Annotated in this window: 22 protein-coding genes; all 22 read right to left on the reverse strand. The window is 37.2% G+C overall.

Going from position 1 to position 24,850, the window contains the following annotated elements; translation table 11 throughout:
* Positions 1-191: 191 nt before the first annotated feature.
* On the reverse strand, positions 192-3,062 hold the full coding sequence (uvrA, locus tag AC4PG0_RS13155) for an excinuclease ABC subunit UvrA (protein WP_003772352.1): 2,871 nt from the start codon (positions 3,060-3,062) through the stop codon (positions 192-194).
* Positions 3,063-3,069: 7 nt separating this feature from the next.
* A complete protein-coding gene (gene uvrB / locus AC4PG0_RS13160) occupies positions 3,070-5,046 on the reverse strand; it encodes an excinuclease ABC subunit UvrB (RefSeq protein WP_010991310.1) in 1,977 nt (658 codons plus the stop codon).
* 247 nt (positions 5,047-5,293) lie between these two features.
* A complete protein-coding gene (locus AC4PG0_RS13165; protein WP_492167771.1) occupies positions 5,294-5,533 on the reverse strand; it encodes a CsbA family protein in 240 nt (79 codons plus the stop codon).
* A 21-nt stretch (positions 5,534-5,554) separates the two neighbouring features.
* Positions 5,555-6,202 carry an HD domain-containing protein gene (locus tag AC4PG0_RS13170; RefSeq protein ID WP_003763925.1) on the reverse strand — a complete coding sequence of 216 codons (648 nt, stop codon included), beginning with the start codon at positions 6,200-6,202 and terminating at the stop codon, positions 5,555-5,557.
* A gap of 21 nt (positions 6,203-6,223) precedes the next feature.
* Positions 6,224-6,610, reverse strand: a complete 387-nt coding sequence (locus tag AC4PG0_RS13175) for a hypothetical protein (protein WP_003763927.1) — start codon at positions 6,608-6,610, stop codon at positions 6,224-6,226.
* 106 nt (positions 6,611-6,716) lie between these two features.
* The gene (locus AC4PG0_RS13180; protein WP_010991311.1) at positions 6,717-7,022 is read right to left on the reverse strand and encodes an ArsR/SmtB family transcription factor; all 306 of its coding nucleotides are present in this window, start codon (positions 7,020-7,022) and stop codon (positions 6,717-6,719) included.
* A gap of 270 nt (positions 7,023-7,292) precedes the next feature.
* A complete protein-coding gene (gene phoU, locus AC4PG0_RS13185; protein WP_003772348.1) occupies positions 7,293-7,952 on the reverse strand; it encodes a phosphate signaling complex protein PhoU in 660 nt (219 codons plus the stop codon).
* A gap of 12 nt (positions 7,953-7,964) precedes the next feature.
* Complete coding sequence (gene pstB / locus AC4PG0_RS13190) at positions 7,965-8,744, reverse strand: phosphate ABC transporter ATP-binding protein PstB (RefSeq protein WP_003722628.1); 780 nt, start codon at positions 8,742-8,744, stop codon at positions 7,965-7,967.
* 14 nt (positions 8,745-8,758) lie between these two features.
* Positions 8,759-9,574, reverse strand: a complete 816-nt coding sequence (pstB, locus tag AC4PG0_RS13195) for a phosphate ABC transporter ATP-binding protein PstB (RefSeq protein ID WP_003763935.1) — start codon at positions 9,572-9,574, stop codon at positions 8,759-8,761.
* Positions 9,575-9,601: 27 nt separating this feature from the next.
* The gene (gene pstA / locus AC4PG0_RS13200) at positions 9,602-10,486 is read right to left on the reverse strand and encodes a phosphate ABC transporter permease PstA (RefSeq protein ID WP_003722630.1); all 885 of its coding nucleotides are present in this window, start codon (positions 10,484-10,486) and stop codon (positions 9,602-9,604) included.
* On the reverse strand, positions 10,483-11,406 hold the full coding sequence (gene pstC / locus AC4PG0_RS13205; RefSeq protein ID WP_003741167.1) for a phosphate ABC transporter permease subunit PstC: 924 nt from the start codon (positions 11,404-11,406) through the stop codon (positions 10,483-10,485). Before pstC ends, pstA begins: the two co-directional genes overlap by 4 nt.
* A gap of 93 nt (positions 11,407-11,499) precedes the next feature.
* Positions 11,500-12,408 carry a phosphate ABC transporter substrate-binding protein gene (locus tag AC4PG0_RS13210; RefSeq protein WP_003763937.1) on the reverse strand — a complete coding sequence of 303 codons (909 nt, stop codon included), beginning with the start codon at positions 12,406-12,408 and terminating at the stop codon, positions 11,500-11,502.
* Between the two features lie 255 nt (positions 12,409-12,663).
* Positions 12,664-14,439, reverse strand: a complete 1,776-nt coding sequence (gene pnpS, locus AC4PG0_RS13215) for a two-component system histidine kinase PnpS (protein WP_492167772.1) — start codon at positions 14,437-14,439, stop codon at positions 12,664-12,666.
* Complete coding sequence (locus AC4PG0_RS13220) at positions 14,439-15,149, reverse strand: response regulator transcription factor (RefSeq protein WP_010991313.1); 711 nt, start codon at positions 15,147-15,149, stop codon at positions 14,439-14,441. Before AC4PG0_RS13220 ends, pnpS begins: the two co-directional genes overlap by 1 nt.
* A 140-nt stretch (positions 15,150-15,289) precedes the next feature.
* A complete protein-coding gene (locus tag AC4PG0_RS13225) occupies positions 15,290-16,465 on the reverse strand; it encodes a PDZ domain-containing protein (RefSeq protein ID WP_492167773.1) in 1,176 nt (391 codons plus the stop codon).
* Positions 16,466-16,495: 30 nt separating this feature from the next.
* Positions 16,496-17,944, reverse strand: a complete 1,449-nt coding sequence (gene cls / locus AC4PG0_RS13230; RefSeq protein ID WP_003768327.1) for a cardiolipin synthase — start codon at positions 17,942-17,944, stop codon at positions 16,496-16,498.
* A gap of 121 nt (positions 17,945-18,065) precedes the next feature.
* Positions 18,066-19,379 (reverse strand): murein hydrolase activator EnvC family protein, encoded by a 1,314-nt coding sequence (locus tag AC4PG0_RS13235; protein ID WP_010991315.1) that lies wholly within the window; start codon positions 19,377-19,379, stop codon positions 18,066-18,068.
* A gap of 120 nt (positions 19,380-19,499) precedes the next feature.
* Complete coding sequence (locus tag AC4PG0_RS13240; protein ID WP_003772338.1) at positions 19,500-20,696, reverse strand: NlpC/P60 family protein; 1,197 nt, start codon at positions 20,694-20,696, stop codon at positions 19,500-19,502.
* A 75-nt stretch (positions 20,697-20,771) separates the two neighbouring features.
* A complete protein-coding gene (ftsX, locus tag AC4PG0_RS13245; protein WP_010991316.1) occupies positions 20,772-21,656 on the reverse strand; it encodes a permease-like cell division protein FtsX in 885 nt (294 codons plus the stop codon).
* Positions 21,646-22,332, reverse strand: a complete 687-nt coding sequence (gene ftsE, locus AC4PG0_RS13250; RefSeq protein WP_003772335.1) for a cell division ATP-binding protein FtsE — start codon at positions 22,330-22,332, stop codon at positions 21,646-21,648. The genes ftsX and ftsE overlap by 11 nt, the downstream gene beginning before the upstream one ends.
* Before the next feature lie 504 nt (positions 22,333-22,836).
* A complete protein-coding gene (locus tag AC4PG0_RS13255; RefSeq protein WP_003772332.1) occupies positions 22,837-23,700 on the reverse strand; it encodes a YitT family protein in 864 nt (287 codons plus the stop codon).
* 5 nt (positions 23,701-23,705) lie between these two features.
* Positions 23,706-24,807 (reverse strand): peptide chain release factor 2 gene (gene prfB / locus AC4PG0_RS13260; RefSeq protein ID WP_115848561.1). Its coding sequence is split into 2 segments (ribosomal slippage): positions 23,706-24,734 and positions 24,736-24,807, totalling 1,101 coding nucleotides; the frame shifts between segments, so codons are not numbered across the junction.
* Between the last annotated feature and the right edge of the window lie 43 nt (positions 24,808-24,850).

The raw sequence follows: 24,850 nt of genomic DNA on the forward strand, positions 1-24,850 counted from the left end.
TTTTCGGTTTAGCTATTTTAGGCTTGCTTCATGTGCAAGTAATCTATCTGTTTTATCTATGACTCTATTATGAAGGAAAAAATAATTTCTGTCATACAACCAGAGGATGATTATTTGTTTAGACTTTGGGTGGTTTGGTCTTCGGCACAAGAAAAAAATCCCGCTTATTAAAATATAAGCGGGATTTAGATTTATTTTTTCTTAGCTGTTGCAATACGTTCTTCTGTGCGTTCTTTGTCACGTTCTAAAATTGGTTTTAAGTATTTGCCTGTGTATGATTTTTTAGAACGAGCAATTTTTTCTGGTGTGCCAGTTGCGATAATTTGACCGCCGCCATCGCCACCTTCTGGACCTAAGTCAATCAAGTAGTCAGCTTGTTTAATAACATCTAAATTATGTTCAATAACAAGAACTGTATCGCCGTTTTCTTCTACAAGTCTTTGTAATACTTTTAGTAAACGGCCGATGTCATCTGCATGGAGTCCAGTGGTTGGTTCATCAAGGATATAGAATGATTTACCGTTGCTGCGTTTATGAAGTTCGGACGCTAGTTTCACACGTTGCGCCTCACCACCAGAAAGAGTTGTTGCAGGTTGACCGAGACGAATATAGCCCAGTCCCACATCGACAATGGTTTGCAGTTTGCGAGCAATTCTCGGTTGGTTAGTGAAATATTCTAACCCTTCTTCCACAGTCATTTCTAGCACTTCGGCAATGTTTTTCCCTTTGTAGCGAATATCCAAAGTTTCGCCATTATAGCGTTTACCATGACAAACTTCGCAAGGTACATAAACATCTGGTAAAAAGTGCATTTCGATTTTTATGATACCATCGCCCTTACATGCCTCGCAACGACCGCCTTTTACGTTGAAACTGAAACGGCCTTTTTTGTAACCACGGACTTTGGCTTCATTAGTACTCGCGAATAGATCACGAATATCATCAAACGCGCCAGTATATGTTGCTGGATTAGATCTTGGTGTTCTACCGATTGGAGATTGATCGATATTGATGATTTTTTCTAGGTTTTCGATTCCTTTTATTTCTTTATGTTCACCTGGTTTGGCGTGATTTCGATTAAGCTTTCTCGCTAGCGCTTTTCTTAGTACTTCATTGACTAGTGAGCTTTTTCCGGAACCGGATACCCCAGTCACACATGAAAAAGTAGCTAGTGGTATTTTGGCATTTACATTTTTTAAGTTGTTTGCTTTAGCTCCGACGATTTCTAATTCAAGTCCGTTTCCTTTTCTTCTTTTGGCAGGAACAGGAATGAATTTTTTGCCAGAAAGATAATCCCCGGTGATAGAGTTTTTGTTCTTCGCCACTTCTTCTGGCGTTCCGGCTGCAACAATTCGCCCGCCATGTTCTCCAGCACCTGGACCAATATCAATCAGATAATCTGCTGCCATCATTGTGTCTTCATCATGTTCCACGACAATAAGCGTATTTCCAATATCTCGCATACTTTGAAGTGTGTTGATCAATCGATCGTTATCACGCTGATGAAGTCCAATGGAAGGCTCATCAAGAATGTAAAGTACGCCAGTCAATCTCGAACCAATTTGGGTTGCTAGTCGAATTCGCTGTGCCTCTCCTCCTGATAAAGTTCCAGCAGCACGGCTCATTGTTAAATAATCAAGCCCAACATTTTTTAAGAACCCTAGTCTAGCTCGCACTTCTTTGAAAATTGGCGCCGCGATTTGCGTTTCTTTTTCTGAAAGCTCTAGGCTATCAAAGAAATCAAGAGCTTCATTGATGGAAAACTCGCTAATTTGCCCTATGTGATGATTGTTCACTTTGACAGAAAGTGTTTCTTCTTTAAGACGATATCCTTTACAAGATGGGCAAGGTAAATCCGTCATATACTGCGCCATTTGATCGCGAGTGAAATCTGAATTAGTTTCACGGTAACGACGTTCGATGTTTGGCAGAATTCCTTCAAACGGAATCCAAGTTTCTCGTGTCATACCAAAATCATTTTTGTATTCAAAGTAAAATTCTTTGTCTTTTGAACCATTTAAAACAATATCTAATGCTTCTTTCGAAAGTTCTTCTATCGGTGTATCCATATCAATTCCAAATTCTTTACAAGCAGAAGCTAGCATTTGTGGATAATATTGTGAACTAATCGGTCTCCACGGGACAATCGCGCCTTCATTTAATGTTAAGCTTCTGTCTGGAATAACCGTATCCACGTCTACTTCTAATTTTGTTCCAAGTCCATCACAAGTAGGACAAGCACCAAACGGGCTATTAAATGAAAACATTCTTGGCTCTAATTCACCAACCGAAAAACCACAATAAGGACATGCATAATGTTCGCTAAATAGTAATTCTTTATCACCCATAATGTCCACTACTGCGTATCCATCAGCCAGGCGTAGAGCAGCTTCAATAGAATCATATAGTCGAGTATTTATGCCTTCTTTAATGACAATACGATCGATTATAATTTCGATAGAATGTTTTTTGTTTTTTTCGATTTCGATTTCGTCGTTAATATCGTATATTTCTCCATCAACACGAATACGTACGTAGCCTTCTTTTTTAATTTCTTCAATTGTTTTCTTATGTGTTCCTTTTTTACCAGAAACTATAGGCGCCATAATTTGAATACGTGTTTTTTCTGGGTATTCGAGCACACGGTCTACCATTTGTTCGATTGTTTGCGAAGTGATTTCAATTCCGTGATTTGGACACACTGGATGCCCCACTCGCGCATAAAGTAAACGCAAGTAATCATGTATTTCTGTAACTGTCCCAACGGTAGATCGCGGATTACGGCTAGTAGTTTTCTGATCGATAGAAATAGCTGGGCTTAACCCTTCAATTAAATCTACATCCGGTTTATCCATTTGACCTAAAAATTGGCGAGCATAAGCAGACAAAGACTCTACATAACGTCTTTGTCCTTCTGCATAAATTGTATCAAAAGCTAGCGAAGATTTTCCTGAACCAGAAAGTCCGGTCATCACTACTAATTTATCTCTTGGAATCTCTACATCAATGTTTTTTAAATTATGGGCTCTTGCACCTTGAATGACTATTTTTTCTTTATCCAATTCCGCTTCATCCTTCCGCTTTTATTTCCAGTAAAGCATCACGAAGTTCAGCTGCACGTTCGAAATCAAGTGCTTTGGCTGCTTCTTTCATCTCGTGTTCCATACCTTCAATGAAAATATCTCGTTCTTTCTTAGACATTTTACTTAAATCATGTTGTTTTATTGCTTCTCGTTCATCTGCGGCAGAAGTTGCTGCGATAATGCCACGAATTTCTTTTCTAATTGTTTTTGGTGTGATGCCATGTTTTTCATTATATTCAATTTGGATTTTACGACGCCGTTCTGTTTCACTAATTGAATTGCGCATGGAATCTGTCATTTTATCTGCGTACATAATTACTCGTCCATTTTCATTACGGGCAGCTCGTCCCATCGTTTGGATTAAGGAACGTTCTGAACGTAAGAAACCTTCTTTATCGGCATCTAAAATTGCTACCAAGGACACCTCTGGTAAATCGATTCCTTCACGGAGTAAGTTAATCCCAACAATAACATCGTATACCCCTAATCGAAGGTCACGAATAATTTCAATTCGCTCTAATGTTTTTACCTCAGAATGTAAATATTGAACTTTTACGCCGGCTTCTTTTAGGTAATTCGTCAAATCCTCCGACATTTTTTTCGTTAAAGTAGTGATTAGAACTCGTTCGTTCTTCTCAACTCGATCATTGATTTCATCCATTAAATCATCTATCTGACCTTGGATAGGACGTATTTCGACAATTGGATCTAGTAGTCCGGTAGGTCGAATGATTTGTTCAATTACATCTGGATTCTTTTCTAATTCGTATGGGCCTGGGGTTGCAGAGATAAACATAATTTGATTAATATGCTTTTCAAATTCTTCTAATCGAAGTGGACGGTTATCAAGTGCGCTTGGCAACCTAAAACCATGATCGACTAGCATTTGCTTTCTGGCTTGGTCCCCGTTGAACATGCCACGAATTTGAGGCATCGTTACATGTGATTCATCAATAACTATTTGGAAATCATCTGGGAAATAATCTAGCAATGTATATGGAGTTACTCCCGCTGGACGTAGTGATAAATGTCTTGAATAGTTTTCAATACCTGAACAATAACCCATTTCTTCCATCATTTCTATATCGTAATTGGTTCTCTGTTCAAGACGCTGTGCTTCCAGTAGTTTATTTTCTGCTCTTAAGACTTTAAGGCGGTCTTCAAGTTCTGCTTTTATATTAACAATTGCTTTTTTCATAATATCTGGTCTAGTAACAAAGTGAGATGCTGGGAAAATAGAAACGTGCTCTCTGTCGCCTATGATTTCTCCAGTAAGGGCATCTACTTCTCTAATACGTTCAATTTCGTCGCCAAAAAATTCAATTCTCATACAGTGTTCATCTCTAGATGCCGGGAAAATTTCGACCACATCTCCGCGGACACGAAAACGACCGCGCTGGAAATCAATATCATTTCGGTCATACTGAATATCAACCAGCTTGCGTAACAATTGGTCTCGGCTAATCTCCATGCCTACCCGAAGCGAAACTAGCATTTCTCCGTATTCGACCGGCGAACCTAAACCATAAATACAAGATACACTGGCGATAATAATTACATCTCTACGTTCAAAAAGTGCTGCTGTAGCGGAGTGACGAAGCTTATCTATTTCGTCATTGATACTAGCGTCTTTTTCAATGTAGGTATCACTCTGCGGTACATAAGCTTCTGGCTGGTAATAATCATAGTAACTAACAAAGTATTCCACTGCATTATTCGGGAAAAACTCTTTGAATTCACTATATAATTGTCCCGCTAGCGTCTTATTATGTGCCATAACAAGAGTTGGTTTATTTACTTCTTGAATTACATTAGATACAGTAAAAGTTTTCCCTGTACCGGTTGCCCCAAGTAAGGTTTGGTGTTTTAAGCCTTTTTTTAATCCCGCAACTAATTGTTCTATTGCTCTAGGTTGGTCTCCTTGTGGGCTATACTTAGAAACTAACTCAAATTTATCCTTCAACTCGGATTCCCCCATTCCTTATCGGTCCGATTCTGGCATCTAAAAGCTTTAACTGTAAAATATCCAGCAAAGCAAAAAGCGGATTTTTCAGATCCGTTAATGTTTCTATTTTATCATAAATATTTTAATTAGCCTAGCAAAAACCGAACATATTTTCGTATTCATTTGAAAATAAAAAACGCAACCTGTTGATTACGCTTTTCTTTATTTTATCACTTTTAAAGTATTCTACCTATCTATTTGCTCTTTAAAAGTCACTGCCGCTTTTCTTTAAACGTCGTAACATGTATGTGGCTACGACAAAACCAATTGTCATCGAAAAGGCGTCTATCGTGATTAGCCAAAACGAACTTGTGTAACCCAATTTAGCAGAAGCGGATATCAAAACCACCATAAGCACTAAGGCGACATAACGGTTATACGTGATGCGCGCAAAGAGAATGACAAGCAGACAAGGGAAAATAAGTGCAGATATAATTTGATCCATCTTACTTCCCTCCCCAATTTTTTACTCCTCACGCAATGCTTTTGTCGTTATTTCTGTAGTAAGTTGTGGTAATTCCGTCTTTTCAATGCCTTTTTCAGCAAGCATATCTGGTAAAATTTCTTTTAAAAAATATTTTACACTGGCCATTTCTCGGTATTCATAAATAGTCGCAAGTGCTTCACTATAAATTTCAACAAAAATGTTTTCTGGATTACCTTTTTGAATCTCTCCAAAGGACTCATATAACAAGTCTACTTTATCAGATATAGCGAGAATTTTCCCTTCTAACGTACTGTCTTTCCCTTCTTTTAACAAGTGCCGATAAACAGGTTGGAAAGTTGCTGGTATTTCGCGGCTAATAAAATTTTTAGTCATGCTTTCTTCCACTTCAGAGAGCATTTCTCTTAGTTCTGTCGTTGCGTATTTTACAGGTGTTTTAATGTCACCAATAAAAAGCTCTGAATAGTCATGATTTAATGCTTTTTCATATAAAGCACGCCAATTAACCTCATTGCCCGCATCTTCTTCTACAGCTCCAAAAAACTGTGCAATAGAAGTAACCTTGTAAGAGTGTTCTGCAACCGAATGCTCTTGATATTTAAATTTTCCCGGACAACGATAAATGTTCTCTAAATCCGATAAACTTTGGAAATATTGATGAATTCCCATACTATCACTCCATTCTTCGTTTTATTCCTCTCTTTTTTGTTTTTTATTGGCAGGATTAGTATTTTCGATTTCGCGCATCATTAATGCTGCACAGTAACCAATTAGAGCGATCATTGCTGCGGAATAGGTTCTAAAATTATCTGTAGCAAAAATAAAAATAATTGCTGAAAACAGAAGTGTCGTTAATATTCCCCAACTAAAAAGTTTCGTACCTCGTGCTGTTCCTACTTTCATATGCGAATATATTCCTACATAACATACCAACTGAATAATAATAAATTGTGCAACCGACAAACCAATAACTGCCGCAAGATTGCTATTCCAAATAACTGCTAAAATAGAAATAATAACCATGACAACTATTCCCGCAATGACGATAAATTTTTGCACTGGCGATAATTTGCTCAAAATGTTTCCTCCAAATTTTTATTTGTTAACTACTTTATCATAATCTCTCATTATTTGGCATAAAAAACACCCATCATTCCTAAAAAGGTTTTCTGAGCGCTTGTTGTTAGTGATGGTGCACGTGGCGAATTGCTTGGGTCAGTAATTCTAATACGTGATTATCATCTTGCATATAATAAATTGTAGTGCCTTCACGTCTTGATTTCACAAGCCTTAAGTTTTTTAAAAAACGGAGCTGGTGTGAAACCGTTGTTTGATTAAAAGTCAGCGTTCGCGCAATTTCATTCACAGAGTATTCTCGCTCTTGAAGCAGGTTTAAAATTTGAACACGTGTCGGATCAGAAAGCGCCTTGAAAATTTGCGTTACACTAAAAAGCGTCTCTTCATCTAAAGTTTGTTTTGCGTTTTCCATCAGAATCACCTCATTCTTCATATATGGTCATATATTCATATGATACTTAAATAGGAATGATTCCGCAAGTTTAACTACCTCTTCATTCAAAAATGATTAAATATGAGCAAAAAAGTAATATTCTCTCTTAAAATGATACAATTTCTTTATAACAACGAAAGGAGTATTGGAGGATAGCTAAGGTTTTAAATATTTGAGAAGTTATTTAAACCGCCTAACACACACCAAAAAGAGCCCGATTAACCTGTGGAAAGGAAAATCGGGCTTTTTTTATCTATTTAAATCTTCAATTTCGCCACTCTTCAAGTAAACAATCCATTCACAAACATTCGTCACATAATCACCAATGCGCTCAATGTATTGAGAAACTAAAAGTAATTGCGATACGTCTTCAATGTGCTCTGGTTCTTCTTGCATAAAATTAATACATTTTTGATAAACGATTTTATGCAGTTTATCTACTTCATTGTCGCGTGCTGCTATTTCACGAGCAGCCTCATCATCTTCCGAAAGATATGCTTTTAAGACATCTTGCAGCATTGATTTTACAATTTCACCCATTTCTGGAATTTCAGGAATCGGCTTTAAAACTTTACTTTCGCCAATTAAAATAGCTGTTTTGGCAATACTTACTGCGTGATCACCAATACGTTCTAAATCTGAACTTGTTTTGAGCACGGTAACAATTTTCCGTAAATCCATACCAACTGGTTGTTGCAAAGCGATTAACTCAAAAGAGCGTTGTTCCAGTGAGAGCTCCATATTATTAATTGCCTTATCTTCTGCGACTACTTGTTTAGCAAGCTCCGTGTCACGATGTACGAGTGATTTTACTGCTTTAAAAATCGCTTCATTCGCAAGCATTCCCATTTCCATTAGATGTTGATGCAAGTCGTTTAACTGTTCTGTGAAAATTTTTCTGACTACCATAATAACACTCCTTTATCCAAATCTTCCTGAAATATAGTCTTCAGTTTCTTTTTCTGCTGGGTTGGTAAAAATACTTGTCGTATCCGCGAATTCCACGATGCGGCCATTAAGGAAAAAGGCTGTTTCATCCGAAATCCGGGATGCCTGTTGCATATTGTGCGTCACAATTACAATCGTATAGTCTTTCTTTAATTCTAAAATCAAATCTTCTACTTTCGCTGTCGAAATCGGATCTAGTGCAGAAGTCGGCTCATCCATCAAGATAACATCCGGTTTAACTGCAAGCACACGTGCGATACAAAGTCGTTGTTGTTGACCACCTGACATACCAATTGCCGAACGATCTAATCTATCATGAACTTCTTCCCAAAGAGCCGCCTGACGCAAACTTCTCTCAACAATCTCATCTAACACTTTTTTGTCTTTTATACCGTGCATCCGTGGACCATAAGCTACATTATCATAAATTGAAAACGGAAATGGATTGGCTTGTTGAAAGACCATACCCACTTTTTTTCGTAAATTAACCATATCAATTTTCGGATCTTGGACATTTTCTCCGCCAATATGGATTTCGCCAGTTGTTTTTACATTTGGAATTAAATCATTCATCCGATTAAGCGTCCTTAGAAAAGTAGATTTTCCACATCCCGACGGCCCAATTAATGCGGTAACTTGATTCTTTTTAATATTTAAAGCGATTTTTTGTAGTGCTTGTTTGGAACCATAAAATAAATCTACGTCTTTTGTTTCAATAATGTACTCTACTTTTTCAGCAGTTTCGGTTGTCATAAAAAAGCTCCTTTCTAGCCAAAGTTACCAGAAATATAGTCTTCGGTTTGTTTTTCTTGTGGATTCGTAAATAGTTCGGATGTTCCTGAGAATTCCACGACTTCTCCTAGATAAAAGAAAGAAGTATAGTCTGAAACCCGTGCTGCCTGTTGCATATTGTGCGTTACGATAATAATGGTATATTTATTTTTCAATTCATTGATTAAATCTTCAATTTTACTTGTGGAAATTGGGTCTAGGGCTGAAGCAGGTTCATCAAGTAGCAATACTTTAGGCTGCATTGCTACAGCTCTAGCGATACAAAGGCGTTGTTGCTGTCCACCGGAAAGTGATAGTGCACTTTTTCCTAAATCGTCTTTTACTTCGTCCCAAAGAGCGGCACGGCGCAAGCTTTTTTCAACTCGCTCCATGATTTCTTTTTTGTTTTTCATACCATGGCGTTTAAGTCCAAAAGCAACATTTTCATAGATGGATTTCGTGAATGGGTTAGGTTTTTGGAATACCATGCCTATTTCTTTACGAACATTGTATAAATCGACTTCTTTGCGGTTGATATTAATGCCGTCGTATAAAATTTGTCCTTCCATACGGCAACCGTCAATTTCATCATTCATTCGGTTTAATGCTCTTAAATAAGTCGATTTCCCGCAACCAGATGGTCCGATTAAAGCTGTAACTTTATTTTCAGGGAACGTTAAATCGACACCTTTAATTGCGTGATTATCTCCATAATATACGTGCAAATCCTCTGTCGCCATCGCAGCAGGAAGTGAGTGAGGATCTGGTGTAGTTTGTAAAATTGTATTAATTTCAGGTTTCTTCGTTAACATCATTTAAAATCTCCTTTTCCTGGCTTTTTAAGACGAGGTCATGCGTTTATAAACAAATTTTCCAAGCAGGCGAGCTAGGACGTTGAAAAGTAATACGGAAAGAATTAATACAGCAGATGCTCCGTCAGAAACAGCTTGCGCATCTGGCATAATTCCCTCACCATTAATTTTCCAAATATGAACAGCTAACGTTTCTGCTGGGCGGAAAATATTTAGTGGTGAAGCTGGATTGACCGGGTTCCAGTCAGTGAAATCAAGGATTGGTGTACTTTGTCCTGCTGTGAAAATTAACGCTGCTGCTTCACCAAATACCCGTCCTGCTGCTAAAATAACCCCGGTAATAATTGCTGGTAATGCCGCTGGAACAAGTACTCGCGTAATTGTTTCCCATCTGGATAAACCGAGAGCAAGTCCTGCCTCACGTTGCGTGTTTGGAATAGCATTAAGCGCCTCTTCGACAACACGAATTAATAGTGGTAAATTGAAAATCGTTAGTGTAAGCGCCCCGGAAATAACGGAGAAGCTCCACCCCATTTGAATAACAAAAACAAGGAAACCAAATAGCCCTACGACAATAGATGGAAGTGAGGAAAGCACTTCAATCGTTGTACGAATTAAATCTGTAATCCAATTTTTACGCGCATATTCTGCCATATAAATTCCCGCACCGAGCGAGATAGGAACAGAAATAATCATCGTGATAACGAGCATATAAAATGAGTTCCAGATTTCAGGACCGATTCCGCCGCCAGCTTGGAACGACTGTGGTGGGGTCGTCAAAAACTTCCAGCTAAGTTGCGGAACACCTTTTACTAAAATATAGCCGAGTAAACCAGCTAAGATAATGACAATTAATACAGCAATGGCATAGAAAACGCCTGTCGCGATTTTATCTTTTGTTTTTACATTCATTTGACTTTCCTCCTACGTCCGATGAAACGGATCACAATGATGAAAAATAGTGACATTGCGAGTAGCACCATTGCAAGTGACCAAAGGATATTATTATCAAGCGTACCCATAACCGTATTTCCCATTCCCATTGTTAAAATACTAGTTAACGTGGAAGCTGGTTCAAATAAGGATGTTGGAATAACAGCAGAGTTCCCAATAACCATTTGTACAGCAAGGGCTTCACCGAATGCACGAGCCATCCCAAATACAATCGCCGTCAAAATCCCTGAACGCGAACTACGAAGCACTACTTTCCAAATCGTTTGGAAACGTGTTGCTCCAAGTGCCAAAGAAGCTTCTCGGTAATGACGCGGAACTGATTTAATTGCATCTACGCTGAGTGAAGTAACAGTAGGCAAAATCATTACTGTTAAAACAACGGTCGCAGCTGCAATACCAAACCCACTTCCCGAAATATGGTCACGAATAAATGGAACGACAACGCTTAGTCCAATGAATCCATAAACAACAGATGGAATACCAACTAAAAGTTCCATAACTGGTTGCAAAATCTTCTTACCAAACTTAGGTGAAATTTCTACCATAAAAATGGCTGCACCGATTGCAAGTGGTCCTGCAATACAAGCGGCAAAAAGCGTTACTGCAAAAGAGCCAATAATCATTGGCAAAGCGCCAACTAATGGATTTCCATTTGCATCTTTTTGCGAAGGGTTCCAGTCTGTTCCAGTTATAAAATCAACAAAAGACACTTTATTGACAGTAAATGTTGCTAAACCTTTCGATATAACAAAAAACAAAATAGACGCTGCGGCAATAACCATGATAGAAATACAAATGAATGTAATAATTTTGCCTCTAGTTTCTAGATGCGCCTTTTTAGAAGTTTGTGTAAGCTTCTTTTCTTTTATCGCTTCCAAGTCACGTAAGCTCCTTTCTCCTCCCATGTTTACTCCTAACATGGGTATACGTCTATCCTGATATTACTAGGATAGACGCCCATTTCATTCTTTTTATTTTACGTCAGTTAGTTTACCAGATGCATCGCGTTCCACTTTCATGGATTTGATTGATTGGTAACCAAGTTGTGGTACGATATTGTTTTGTACTTCATCAGAAGTCATATATTTTAAGAAAGTTTTTGTTAGGCCTTTTGGTTCGCCATTTGTATACATATGTTCATAAGACCAGATTTTCCAATCGTTAGTTGCAACTTTTTCTTCTGTTGGTTCAACGCCGTCTAATGAAAGACCAACTACGGAAGCGTCAATGTAAGAGAATGCTAGGTAGCTGATTGCTCCTGGAGTTTCGCTTACGATTTTACGAACTGTACCGGATGAATCTTGTTCTTGTGCTTTAACTGGTGTTTTACCATCAAGTCCCCATTTTTCGAAAGTAGCACGTGTTCCGCTTCCTTCCGCACGGTTGATGATTGTAATTTTTTCGTCTTTACCGCCAACGTCTTTCCAGTTAGTTGTTTTACCAGTGAAAATGTCGATTAATTGTTGTTTAGTAATATTTTTAACGCCTACATCTTTGTTTACTACAGGTGCCATTCCAACAACTGCTACACGATGATCAACAAGTTTTGAAGCATCTACGCCGTCTTTTTCTTCAGCGAATACGTCCGAGTTACCAATTTCAACTGCACCTTGTTGTACTTGTGTTAAACCAGTTCCAGAACCGCCGCCTTGAACATTGATTTGAGCTTTAGGGTTAGTGTTTGTAAATTCTTTGGAAGCTGCTTCAACGAGTGGTTGAAGTGCAGTGGATCCGACTGCTGTTAATGAGCCAGAAACTTCTTTATCCCCTTTTGTTGATCCGTTTGCTTTATCTTTTGAACTGCTGTCACTTCCACATGCTGCGAAGACAAGCATTACTGCTGCTAACATTGCTACTATTCCCAAATACTTCTTTTTCATTATCTTATTCCCACCTTGTTTTTTTAATAGTTATTCCTTACAAGTATCACTATAACGCGTGAGATTTAAGGTGGTGTGTAGCTAATGTTAAGTAATTGTAAATTACCTCATTTTTTGTCGAAAATGTAAACTTTTTTATGAATATCTTTCAAATAAAAGGCAAACTGGTAAATTATTACACCAAATTTGTGTCTTTCGTAAATAAAATAAAAATATCCTGTCCGAAAGATTACATTCTTTCAAACAGGATATTTATTAGGCTTTTTTTGGTAAAGTGACGCGGAAGGTCGAGCCAACTTCTTCTTGGCTTTCTACTTCGATTCGTCCGCCACAGTTTTCAACTAAATGTTTGACGATGGAAAGTCCAAGTCCAGTGCCTCCTGAGTGTCTACTACGTGCTTTGTCCACTCGGTAGAATCGTTCAAATACGCGGTCAATATCTTTAGCAGGTATTCCAATTCCGTTATCGGTTACTTCTATTATAATCTCTGCTTCTTGATTAATTAATTTAACTTCGACTTTTCCATCTACTGGGGTGTAGTTTATCGCGTTAGAAAGTAAATTAATTAAAATCTGTTGCAATTTATCACGATCAGTTTCAATAATGATTGGCGGAATTGTTTTTTCTGGAACAGATACTTGGATATTTTTTTCGGTCGCCATTTCAAAAATAGTCCGGGAAGATTGTTCGATAACTTCATCTACATCTACTGGCTCAGTGTTTTCTGCCACAGGATTTTGTTCAATTCTAGAAAGTGCGAGAATATCCATTATCAATCGATGAAGTCGATCACTTTCTTCTTTGATAATCGTTAAGAATTTTTTGAGTAGCATTTCATCGTACATTGCGCCGTCTAGTAGTGTTTCCGCGAATCCTTTTAGTGCAGTTACTGGTGTTTTTAGTTCATGGGATACGTTTGTCACAAATTCAGAACGGACATTTTCCAGATGGCGGATTTGAGTAATATCATGTAATAGTAAGATAATCCCGGTAATTTCACCGTTTTCTGCTAAAATTGGCGAAACACTTGCATCTAAAATCATCTCCCGCGGGAAATAAAGAATGATTTCTTTTTGTTGCATCGTTTTTGTTTCAAAAGTTGCATCGATTAATTGACTAAGTGCGAAACTTTTAATTACTTCATAAAATGGTTTTCCAGTAATTTCAGTTTCTCCTAAAATTTGGTACATTGTTCGGTTGGTCATGATTACTTGTTTGTCGACATTGATAAGCATTACGCCGCTCACTAAGTTTTGAACAATAGCATTAAGTCGTTGTTCATTTTGCTTAATCTCGAACATCTGTGTTTCTAAACTTTCTGCTAACATATTAACGCTGACAGAAAGGTCTTGAAGTTCGCCGCTTACTTTACCGTGAATGCGGCTGTCGTATTTATGATTAGCCAAATCGGTCGAAACTTCAATAATTTCATTCACTGGTCTAGTAATTTTTCTGGCGATGAAAACACTGATGGCTGCGATAATGACTAGAGCAATACCGAAAATCAGAGCTAAATTGCCCCAAAGTTTAGCAACTGCTGCATCCACCGACTCAAGGGAAATTGAAATCCTTAAAACGCCGTCTGTCTTCCCTTGATGTTTAACGGGAACCGCAACGTAAAGCATACTATAACCAAGTGAATCACTTTCCCGAATTGAAATGCCAACATTCTTTCCTTTTTCAAGAATATCAGCTACTTCCGGGCGGTTCATATGATTGTTTAAGTTATCAGGATCTTTTTTAGTGTCAGCTACAACATCACCATCATTATCAATCACCGTAATACGAGCATCAATTTCATCACCAAGCGGATCAAGTGTTTTTTGAATCGTTCCTGCATCTTCATCCAAATTTAAATTCTCAATGTTAGTTGTTTGCAGTAAGATTTTCGCGTCATCTTCTAGCTGGTTTTCTTTCATCGTTAAATAAGTGGATTTCATTAATTCCCCAGAGAAAATACCTACAATAACCATCACAACGAAAAATAAGATAAAAAAAGATAACCCGATTTTCAGCCATAATTTTTTCATTATTTTACATTCTCCATTTTATAACCGAATCCACGTATTGTTTTAATGTATTTCGGTTGTTTAGTATCTAGTTCAATTTTATCGCGTAAATGGCTAACGTGAACATCTACAATCCGCGTTTCACCTACATAATCATAATTCCAAACCGTATCAAGCAATTGATCTCTCGAAAAAACTTTGCCGCGATGATTGGCTAGGAATAAGAGTAGCTCAAATTCTTTCGGCGTTAAATCTAATAAATCATCTTGCAAATATACTTCATAACTATCCGGTAAAATTTTCAAATCACCAATTAAAATAGTCGCTTCTGTATCTTCCGTTTTTTCTTCGGTAACTTCGGCCTTGCCTTCTGTCCGTCTTAAAATGGCTTTAATCCTTGCGACAACTTCTCTAGGGCTAAACGGCTTTGTCATATAATCGTCTGCACCTAACTCTAAACCAATGATCTTATCTAGTTCTTCATCTTTGGCAGTTAACATTAGTATTGGAACTCCAACTTTATCTTGGCGGAGTTTTTTCGTTACTTCAATTCCGTCCATTTCAGGAAGCATTAAATCAAGTACAATTAAATCTGGTTTTTCCGATAGAGCAAGTTCGTACCCAGTTCTACCATCTTCAGCTGTGACTACATCAAACCCAGCTTTTTCAATATTAAATTGCAACAAGGTAACAATAGAAGCCTCATCATCAACTACAAGAATTTTTACCAACTTACTTCCCATCCCTTCTTTATGTAACCCTTTTATCTAAAATATAGCATGAATTAACTATTTTCGGGTAGAAATGCATTTATATTAATCTTATCTTTACAAAAACTTAAAACACCAATGCTGCCACTGGTGTTTTAAAATCATCTCGGTTCAACTAATAATAAACCCAGTTCAAAAGATTCATTTTCATAAAGTGCTGTTTGTTCAAAACGTGGCTCACCAGCGTTATCAATTACTTTTAACTTGCAAAATGCGCGGTTTAAGTTAAGCGCCTCGTATAGTTCTTCACGATTGTGCACTTTTTGTCCGTTAACTTCTGTAATTTTTTCGCCTGCTTTTAAATTCAAACGGGTCGAAGGAGTGCTTTCACGGGCACCAAGAACTACAAGCCCATCAGGTTGCGGACCAAATTTTTTCGGTAGTAATTGTTCGGAGCGGTAATGACGATAGGAAATCCAAAATCGACCGATCACAGCGAACATAAACGCAAAAAGTGTTAGTACTGGCATTACGATTCCAATCAAACCAGCTACAGCAATAATCGTTGCTAATGTAGTTACTTGAACGGCAATTTTTTTACTAGCTTCTTCTGGCAATTGCGCTTGTACTTGCTGCTGGAAACCAATGAATAATGGCAAAATAATTAACGAATATGACTCGGACCCAATTGTAAACACAGGCCACCACTCAAAAATCTTCGTAAACACATCTCCAGGAATAAAAACAACAAGTGGTACAAACCATAATTTTCTTAACTGAAATGAACCGACTAACTTACCACGTTTACTTTTACGAAGAGATGGTGACGGATTTTTCGCGCTTGTGTATTGAATCAAGAAAGCTTCTACAAACAGCAAAATCGCCAGTAAAAATGTCATCGAAATCATAAAATTATCTATAAATATTGCATCATATGTAAACTCTAGATTGGTAAATGGTGACAAGTTAACATCGAAATAATAGCAGAAATAAAAGATTAAGCTGGTAATTCCAATAGTAAAAGCAGTAGAGCTAAGTCGGAACATCCCGACAATTAATAAGAAACAAGCTACGGCATTAAAAATCGCAATCCATTCAATCGTCACGCTAAATCCAATAAGGGTTGTAACAATGGATAGCACTAGACCAAACAACAAACTCACGCCAAAGAAATTCTTCAGTTCTAACCACGGTGAATAAATGCTAATACTAAACGATTTCCGTTCCCATTTCACTCGATTAAAACCAGCAATTATCACTAAAATAATTCCTACATACAATGCTGGTTGTAGAAGTAGTCTCCCTATTCCATTGAGTATTTCACTAAAAACATCCATTTTCTACACCAGCTCTCCCTTAAGTTACTTCTATAATATAGGCGATAAAAGTCGACTTACCGCTTCTTTAAATTTAATCCATAAAGATCGTTTTGCATATAATTCAGGTGTTAATTGGTACGATTTCAAAATATCTTCTAAAAATGCATCTTCTAATTTTTGAACCATTTTCTTTTCATAAATAAAAGCATTGACTTCAAAATTCAAGCGGAAACTCCTAAAGTCCATATTGGCAGTTCCTACAGAAGCAATTTCACCATCAACAACTAAGGTTTTTGCATGAATAAAACCATTATCATAAATGAAGATTTTAGCTCCTGTTTCCATAAGTTCACCGGCGTAATTAGTTGTTGCTCGGTAAACAAAAGCATGGTCAGGTTTATTCGGAATCATGACACGAACATCGACTCCTGAAAGTGCTGCAATTTTTATCGCCTCAAGCAAGCTCGCATCTGGAATAAAATATGGAGACTGCAAGTAAATCGTTTTTTTAGCAGCATTTATCATTTTAATATAACCATTCTTGATTTGTTGCCATTCGGAATCAGGACCACTAGACACAATTTGCATGCTTGTATGGCCTTTACCGTGAAATGTTGGAAAATATCTCGCTTTATAGTCAATTTTATGAGTAGATGATGCCGAATTCCAGTCCATGATAAATCGGGTTTGCATAGCATATACCGCTTTACCATGCACGCGTAAATGTGTATCGCGCCAATAACCAAATTTTTTCGAACGTCCAAGATATTCGTCACCAATATTAAAGCCACCAATATAACCAACATCTCCGTCAATAATCGCCAATTTTCGGTGATTACGATAATTTAAACGGAAATTAATTAATGGTAATTTAGATGGGAAAAATGGTCTTACTAAACCGCCATTTTTTTCGAAAGTACGGAAAAATGATTTTTTCGTCGTCCGTGAACCCATTGCATCATAAATAATTTTTACATTTAAACCTTCTGCTGCTTTTCTTTCAAGCACTCGCATCAAACGGTTTCCAAGCTCATCCGAATGAAAAATATAGTAGATGAGATGAATATGATCTTTTGCTTTTTCAATATCTGCTATTAAAGCATCAAATTTTTCGTGACCGTCAATAAAAAGCTCTACTTCATTATCTTGCGTCAAAATAGCTCCATCATTAACAAGCAATAAGTAAATTAAATCGCGATGTTTTTTTACATTTGGATCGCTAAATGGAAATTCTTTTTGACGTATCATTTCTATTTGATTTGCTGTTGACTCTTGTATCCCGATTTTTTCTTGTCCCTTCCAATCAAAAATCTTTTTCCCTGAAAGCTTTCTCCCAAAAATTAAATAGATAATGAATCCAAATATTGGAACAAAAGTTAAGACTAGTAACCAAGCCCAAGTGGCGGATGTATCGCGTCTTTCTAAGAAGACCGTCACTGCCGCAAAGAATACGTTTAAAATCAGCAAAATGACTAATAAATAAGCTAATAGTCCCATTGTGTTCCCCCTTTTCTTACACAAACTGATAGTAGTATCATATCATAAAAACCGTATTTAGCCTATTCCAGTTCGTTTTCACCTAAGAAAAACCATTGATTTATCATCAATGGTTTTCAAATTAAATATAAGGTGCTGGATCAACTGGAATACCATTTTTGTGAATCTCAAAATGAAGATGTTGTCCGGTTGATTGACCGGTGGATCCCATAATACCAATTGGTTGTCCTTGTGATACTTGTTGACCAGTTACTACTTTCAAGCTACCGGCACGCATATGAGCATATAATGTTTGGAAGCCATTACCATGATCAATTTTCACGACGTAACCATAACCTCCAAAGCCACTACCTGTTGCGCCAAATCCTGAAAATACGACTCTACCAGATGCCGCAGCGGATACTGTAATCGTACCTCCGCCCGCAATATCTTGACCTTTATGAGATTCATATTTTCCAGTAACTGGGTTAGTACGCTCACTAAATCCAGATGTTAACATTCCTGATGCTGGCTTGATAAACTGCCCGCCACCAGAACTTACTGTATCTGTTGCGCCAGTTCCTGCTGAAGATGTTACAGAGCTTGGTTGCTGCGCTGCGACAGTGGCATTTTTAGCCGCTGCTTCTTGCATGCGTTTTTCTTCAGCCGCTTTGATTGCAGCTTCTTGTTTTGCTTTTTCACCAGCAATATTAGAAGCAAGTTTCTTTTGTTCGTCTGAAAGAGCACCTTGTTCATTAGTTAAAAGTGTTTGTTCACTTTTCGTTAAGTCTTTTTTATTTGCAAGAGCCATCACTAAGTCATTCTTTTCTTGTTTTTGGCTTTCCATGTTGTTTCTTGATACTTCTAGCTCAACTGCTAGCACTTTTAAGTTTTCTAATTTTTTTTCTGAACTATTTTCTGCTACTTTTAGTTTATTTTGATCGTCTTTTTGATCTTGCATTATATTTTGGTCCGCTTTAACAATTGCAGATACAACTGTCACGCGGTCGATAAGTTCTTTAAAATCATCAGCTTCAAAAATCATGTCTAAGTATGATGTGGCAGTTCCTGTTGTTTGAATAGCTCTCGCTCGACTATCAAGCACTTTTTGACGGTCGCGAATATCATTGCGTAGCTTTTCAATTTCTTTCTTTAGTTTTTTCAGCTTTTCATTTTCAGAATCAACTTTATCTTCTTGTTCTTTCAACTTTTTATTCGTTTCATCAATGCTATTTAAAAGTGATTCTAATTCTTTAGCAGCGTCTTTTTCAGCGTTTTCTAAATGGTTTAATTCTGAGTTTTTTGTGTCTAGATTCTTATTTAGCTCTGATTTTTTTTGCTCTATTTCGCTTTGGCGTTTTTGCATGTCATTAATACTTTCCGCCTTAACACTTGTTAATGGTGCAGAAATAATCAAAAGGCTAAGTGCTGTTACTACCCCATATTTTTTAAGCATAATAAGCTCCTTTTCTATTATCTATTTGACTAGGAACTTCTTCATTCCCTTAACGTTCCATATAAAAAAGCACCTTTGTTTTTAAAACGACAAAGGTGCTTCTTAACTTTTCAATACTTATTAGAAGTTAGCTACGCGGCCATATCCTACAAGATATTTAGCCCAGTAACCGCTAGTGATGTTGTCATATTTAACACCGTTGTTTTGAGCGTTAATCATTTGACCACCACCAACATAAATTCCAACGTGAGCAATTCCGCCACCGTAGTTGAAGAACACTAAGTCACCTGGTTTTGCTTGGCTAGCACTAATTTTGGAAGCTGCTGCATATTGTCCGCCAGAAGTTCTTGGTAGAGAAACTCCTGCAGCGCGGAAAGCATAAGATGTAAATCCAGAACAGTCAAATGCGCTCGGGCCAGTTGCTCCAAGGCTATAAGGTTTTCCAAGTTGAGCTCTTGCTGCTGCGATCATTGCAGAATATCCACCACCTGATGGAGTTGCAGCGCTTGGTGCTTCACTATTGTTAGTTGATTCTACTTTGTTTGAAGTTTTGCTGTTAGATGAAGCATTAGTGTTTGTTGTTTGTTGTCCAACATTTGCATCAGTAGCTTCACGTAAAGCTGTTGCGCGAGCAGTTGCTTCTTTTGCTGCTTTATCACGTTCACTTACAAGACCAGCTTTTTCGTTTTCAGCACTTGCTTGATCAGCTGCTAATTGAGCAACGATTGCTTCTTTTTCAGCTTTTTGTGCTTCAATTTTATTTTGTTGTGCTTCGAATTCATGAATTGCAGTTGCTTGTTCTTCTTGTTTTTTCTTCACTGCAGTTTGTTTAGTTTTTAAAGCTTTTTCATCTTTTTGTTGATCTTCTAAAATAGATTTGTCAGAATCAACTAATTGGTTTACTGCAGAAACACGACCTACTAAGTCAGAAAGGTTTTCTGCATCTAAGATTACTTCAAGATAGGCATTAGAATTAGAAGTTTTTTGCATTGCACGAGCGCGTTCTTTTAAAACAGTTTCGCGTTCTTTAATACGTTCATTGATATCTTTAATATCTTGATTAAGTTGTTTAAGTTCTTTGCCTGTTTGGTCAAATTCTCCTTGTAAAGATTTCGCTTTTTCTTGAGCTTTCTCAAGATCTGCTACTAAACTAGAAAGATCTGATTGTAACCCTGTTTTTTTAGACTTAATGTCATTGATTTTTTTATCTTGATTTTGAATGTCTGTATTTACGTCTGCAAAAACATTTGTTGTAAAGGCTGGCGTCAAACTGATAACTGCTGCGAGTGAAATCGCAATAAACGTATTCTTTTTCAAAAAGTTTACCTCCTAAAAAGCTCCCTAAGCTTTTTCTTTTAAATTATTTTTATTTCAAGTTAAGTAATTTCTTCGTTAGACTTTCAAGAATCTACGGATAGAGATAACACTACCCCAAATTCCTATTAGAACTCCGATTGCAATAATCAAAGCACTGATTTGATAGGCGAACGGTGTTGGAGGCAGAAGTGATAGTGAACTTGTCACCAACTTCGGATTTACCAAGTTGTAAATATTAACATAGCCTATAAATGTTAATACAACCGGGACAATCGAACCAATTAACCCAAGCCATGCACCTTCTAAAACGAAAGGCCAGCGTATGAACCAGTTGGTCGCTCCTACTAATTTCATAATTTCTATTTCTCTACGACGGGAGAAAATCGCAATCTTAATTGTGTTTGATATTAAGAACATCGCTGTTAGTAATAATCCAATGCTTAGGATAATACCAGCATATCGTCCCCATTTTAAGGTATCAAACAATTTGTCGACTGTTTTCTCACCATATTCTACATTATCTACGTACTGTAATTTTTCTACTTTTTGAGCAATCGCCTTCGTTTGTGTTGGCTCTTTAGCCTCTACAACGAACACATCGTATAGTGGATTATCTTGTTTAAACAATTCGAAGTTTTTGCCGTACGCGCCAACTAATTTCTTCAACTCATCATCCTTGGAAGAAAAACTGACACTATCAACTCCATTAATCTTCTCAATGTTTTTCTCAAGTTCTTGCTGCTGTTTCTTGTCTGCGCTTAGAGAAATATGTACGTTAATTTGTACATTGTTTTCTACATCTGTTGCAAGCTTGTTCATGTTGATCAATATTGCAAAAAACACGCTGACTAAGATAAGTGTTACTGTTACTGCACTTGCTGCTGCAAAGGTCATCCAACCATTCCGGTAAAGGCTCTTAAAACTTTCTCTTATATGTCTTCCTACAGTCCTAAATTTCATAGCCATATTCTCCTTGCTGCTCATCTCGAACAATTCTTCCATTCTCGATAGCTACTACCCGGTGTTTCAATGTGTTAACAATTTCTTTGTTGTGGGTTGCCATTACAATGGTTGTTCCGCGATTGCTTATTTCTTCAAGGATATTCATGATTTCCCATGAAGTATCAGGATCTAGGTTACCGGTCGGCTCATCTGCTATTAATACTTTAGGCATATTGGCAATCGAGCGGGCAATGGATATCCGCTGCTGCTCACCACCGGAAAGTTCATCCGGCAACATTCTTACTTTATGCTTGAGGTTGACTAAATCTAGCACTTCCATAACACGTTCTTTAATTACGGTTGGCTCAGTTTCAACCACTTCCATCGCATAAGCAATGTTTTCATAAACAGTTTTGCTTTGAAGTAATTTGTAATCTTGGAATACCACGCCTACGTTTCTACGTAAATATGGGATTTCACGATTTTTCATATTAATCAAATCAAATTTGTCTACGATGATTTTGCCTTTCGTCGCTCGTTCTTCTCTGTAAATCATTTTAATAAAGGTTGATTTACCAGCACCACTCGGGCCTACTACATAAACAAATTCCCCTTCACCAATGTTAATATTGAGTCCATTAGCGGCAGTTATGCCATTGGGGTATTTCTTATAAACATCTTCCATTAATATCATTTTATCACCTTACTATGCCTTTCTACTGAGTTACATTTTAGGTAATGCATGGTAACCATGAAGATGAACTGTTTGTTGGCTCGAATTTAAACTCACAACATAAGCTTAATTATACCATGACAGTTTTTCATCTATAGGTTAATTGCATTACAATTATATTTCAGGGTATGACAATATCTCGATTATTGTAATAGGAAACACAATTTTTGATTTTAAATTCTTTTGAAAAGTTATCCGTGGTTCTTATTTTCTTAGACAAAATAAAAAAGCACCTGTGTTGGTCTTTTCTACTGCTAACATTGTAACTTGTTTTTACCCTAAATAACATTACAGGTAGATTAAAAAACATTACAGTTATCGCTACCGGAATAGACCAATTAGAACAAAACTGCTTCAAGTCTACTATTACGCTAAAGGTTCCTGTCATCAAATTGTTAAATAGGGAGGTAAAAAACTTGAAAAAGGCAACATTTCTCCCCTAAAAAGAGGAGAAAATGTTGCCTTTTATGACGTGAAACCTTCCCCCATTACTTCACTTGCGCTCATTACAACGACAAAAGCTTCTGGGTCAATTTCTTTTATTACTTCTTTTAGTCTAGAAAACTCACTTTGAGCAATAACACAAAGTAAGATTTGCTTGTCATCTTCAGTATAGCCACCCTTTGCTGAAAGGCGAGTAATACCACGATCAATTTTAAAGAGGATTGCTTGTCTGATAGCTTCTTGATTCTCTGAAATAATAAACACTGTTTTGGATTGATTAAGCCCAACTTGCACTAAATCAATTGTTTTACTAGTTGCAAAAAGACCAATAAGTGCATAAAGTCCAGATTCAATATCAAAAACAAACATTGCCGAGATAACTACAAAGCCATCAATTAAAGCTACACATATCCCCAATGTTAAATGAGAATATTTATGCAAAATTTGGGCAGCCACATCTGTACCACCAGTTGAGGCCTTGCCACGAAAAACAATTCCAAGTCCCATTCCTACTAGCACGCCCCCAAATAATGCAGCGACTAGCGGTTCATGCGTCCATGGTGCTAATCCTTGTGTTAAATACACAAAGAAAGGTAAAAGCATTGTACCAACAAAAGTTTTCAAACCAAATTGATACCCTAAGAAGAATAATCCAGCAAGAAATAAAGGGATATTAAAAGCCCACTGGATAAATGCTGGATTCCAACCAGTTAAATAGTTAATAATCGTACTTATCCCACTCACACCGCCAGAAGCAACATGATTAGGCAAGAGTAAAACATTGAAGGCTAGTGCAATTAAAGCAGCACCAATAATAACATATAAATACTCAATTAATTTAGAAACCATTGGGGATAAAGGTTGCTTTTTCCTTTTATTTGTCATCGTTCTTATCCAATCCTAGAACGCAAATATGCATTGATAAAGTCGTCTAAATCTCCATCCATTACCGCTTGAATATTACCGGTTTCGTAATTTGTACGATGGTCTTTCACCATGGAGTAAGGGTGGAAAACATACGAACGAATTTGGCTTCCCCAACCAATTTCTTTTTGCTCACCACGAATTTCTGCTAGCTCGCGTTCTTTTTCTTCTTGTTCTTTTTGATATAGTTTTGTTTTCAACATTTTCATTGCTTGTTCACGGTTTTTAAGCTGCGAACGTTCTGATTGGCACGTTACTACAATCCCGGATGGAATATGTGTCATCCGAACTGCTGAATCGGTTGTATTAATATGCTGTCCACCAGCACCAGTTGCACGATACGTATCAATTTTCAGATCTTCTGTACGTACTTCAATTTCAATATCGTCATCTAATTCTGGCATAACATCCACTGAAACAAAAGATGTATGACGTCTACCTGATGAATCGAATGGCGAGATACGAACTAAACGATGCACACCTTTTTCTGCTTTCAAATAGCCGTATGCATTGTGCCCTTTGATGAGTAATGTAACGCTTTTAATACCCGCTTCATCACCCGCTTGATAATCGAGCATTTCGACTTTAAAACCTTTTTTCTCAGACCAACGTTGATACATGCGTAATAACATTGAGCCCCAGTCTTGTGATTCTGTTCCACCAGCACCTGGATGCAATTCTAAAATAGCATTATTTTTATCATATGGATCACTTAACATTAACTTGAGTTCAAATTCACTTATCGTCGCCATATATGCTTTAATATCTTTTTCTAATTCTGCTTGTAAATCTTCATCCGCTTCTTCTTTTAGTAGTTCTAAACTGATTTCCATGCTTTCTTGTTCTTCTTCAAGCGCATGAAAAGCTTGATATGTTTCTTTGTATCCATTTGACTCATTAATTACTTTTTGAGCCGCTTGTTGGTCGTTCCAAAAATTCGGATCCAACATCTGGTCTTCTAACTCAGCGATTCGAACTTCCATGCTGTCTAAGTCAAAGAGACCCCCTAAAGTCTTTGATTTGCTGTGCTGTTTTTTCTAGTTCATTACGAATTTCTGCTAATTCCATTCTTAATTCCACCTTTTTTGAATTTACTTACAAACTTTCATAG

This window comes from Listeria sp. MAN/IMW/UF464, from assembly GCF_058683955.1.

Excerpts from the sequence above, each read along its gene's own strand:
- AC4PG0_RS13165 (WP_492167771.1), bottom strand. The coding sequence starts at position 5,533 with ATGGATCAAATTATATCTGCACTTATTTTCCCTTGTCTGCTTGTCATT.
- AC4PG0_RS13170 (WP_003763925.1), bottom strand. The coding sequence starts at position 6,202 with ATGGGAATTCATCAATATTTCCAAAGTTTATCGGATTTAGAGAACATT.
- AC4PG0_RS13180 (WP_010991311.1), bottom strand. The coding sequence starts at position 7,022 with ATGGAAAACGCAAAACAAACTTTAGATGAAGAGACGCTTTTTAGTGTA.
- phoU (WP_003772348.1), bottom strand. The coding sequence starts at position 7,952 with ATGGTAGTCAGAAAAATTTTCACAGAACAGTTAAACGACTTGCATCAA.
- pstB (WP_003722628.1), bottom strand. The coding sequence starts at position 8,744 with ATGACAACCGAAACTGCTGAAAAAGTAGAGTACATTATTGAAACAAAA.
- pstB (WP_003763935.1), bottom strand. The coding sequence starts at position 9,574 with ATGTTAACGAAGAAACCTGAAATTAATACAATTTTACAAACTACACCA.
- pstA (WP_003722630.1), bottom strand. The coding sequence starts at position 10,486 with ATGAATGTAAAAACAAAAGATAAAATCGCGACAGGCGTTTTCTATGCC.
- AC4PG0_RS13210 (WP_003763937.1), bottom strand. The coding sequence starts at position 12,408 with ATGAAAAAGAAGTATTTGGGAATAGTAGCAATGTTAGCAGCAGTAATG.
- pnpS (WP_492167772.1), bottom strand. The coding sequence starts at position 14,439 with ATGAAAAAATTATGGCTGAAAATCGGGTTATCTTTTTTTATCTTATTT.
- AC4PG0_RS13225 (WP_492167773.1), bottom strand. The coding sequence starts at position 16,465 with ATGGATGTTTTTAGTGAAATACTCAATGGAATAGGGAGACTACTTCTA.
- cls (WP_003768327.1), bottom strand. The coding sequence starts at position 17,944 with ATGGGACTATTAGCTTATTTATTAGTCATTTTGCTGATTTTAAACGTA.
- AC4PG0_RS13235 (WP_010991315.1), bottom strand. The coding sequence starts at position 19,379 with ATGCTTAAAAAATATGGGGTAGTAACAGCACTTAGCCTTTTGATTATT.
- ftsX (WP_010991316.1), bottom strand. The coding sequence starts at position 21,656 with ATGAAATTTAGGACTGTAGGAAGACATATAAGAGAAAGTTTTAAGAGC.
- ftsE (WP_003772335.1), bottom strand. The coding sequence starts at position 22,332 with ATGATATTAATGGAAGATGTTTATAAGAAATACCCCAATGGCATAACT.
- AC4PG0_RS13255 (WP_003772332.1), bottom strand. The coding sequence starts at position 23,700 with ATGACAAATAAAAGGAAAAAGCAACCTTTATCCCCAATGGTTTCTAAA.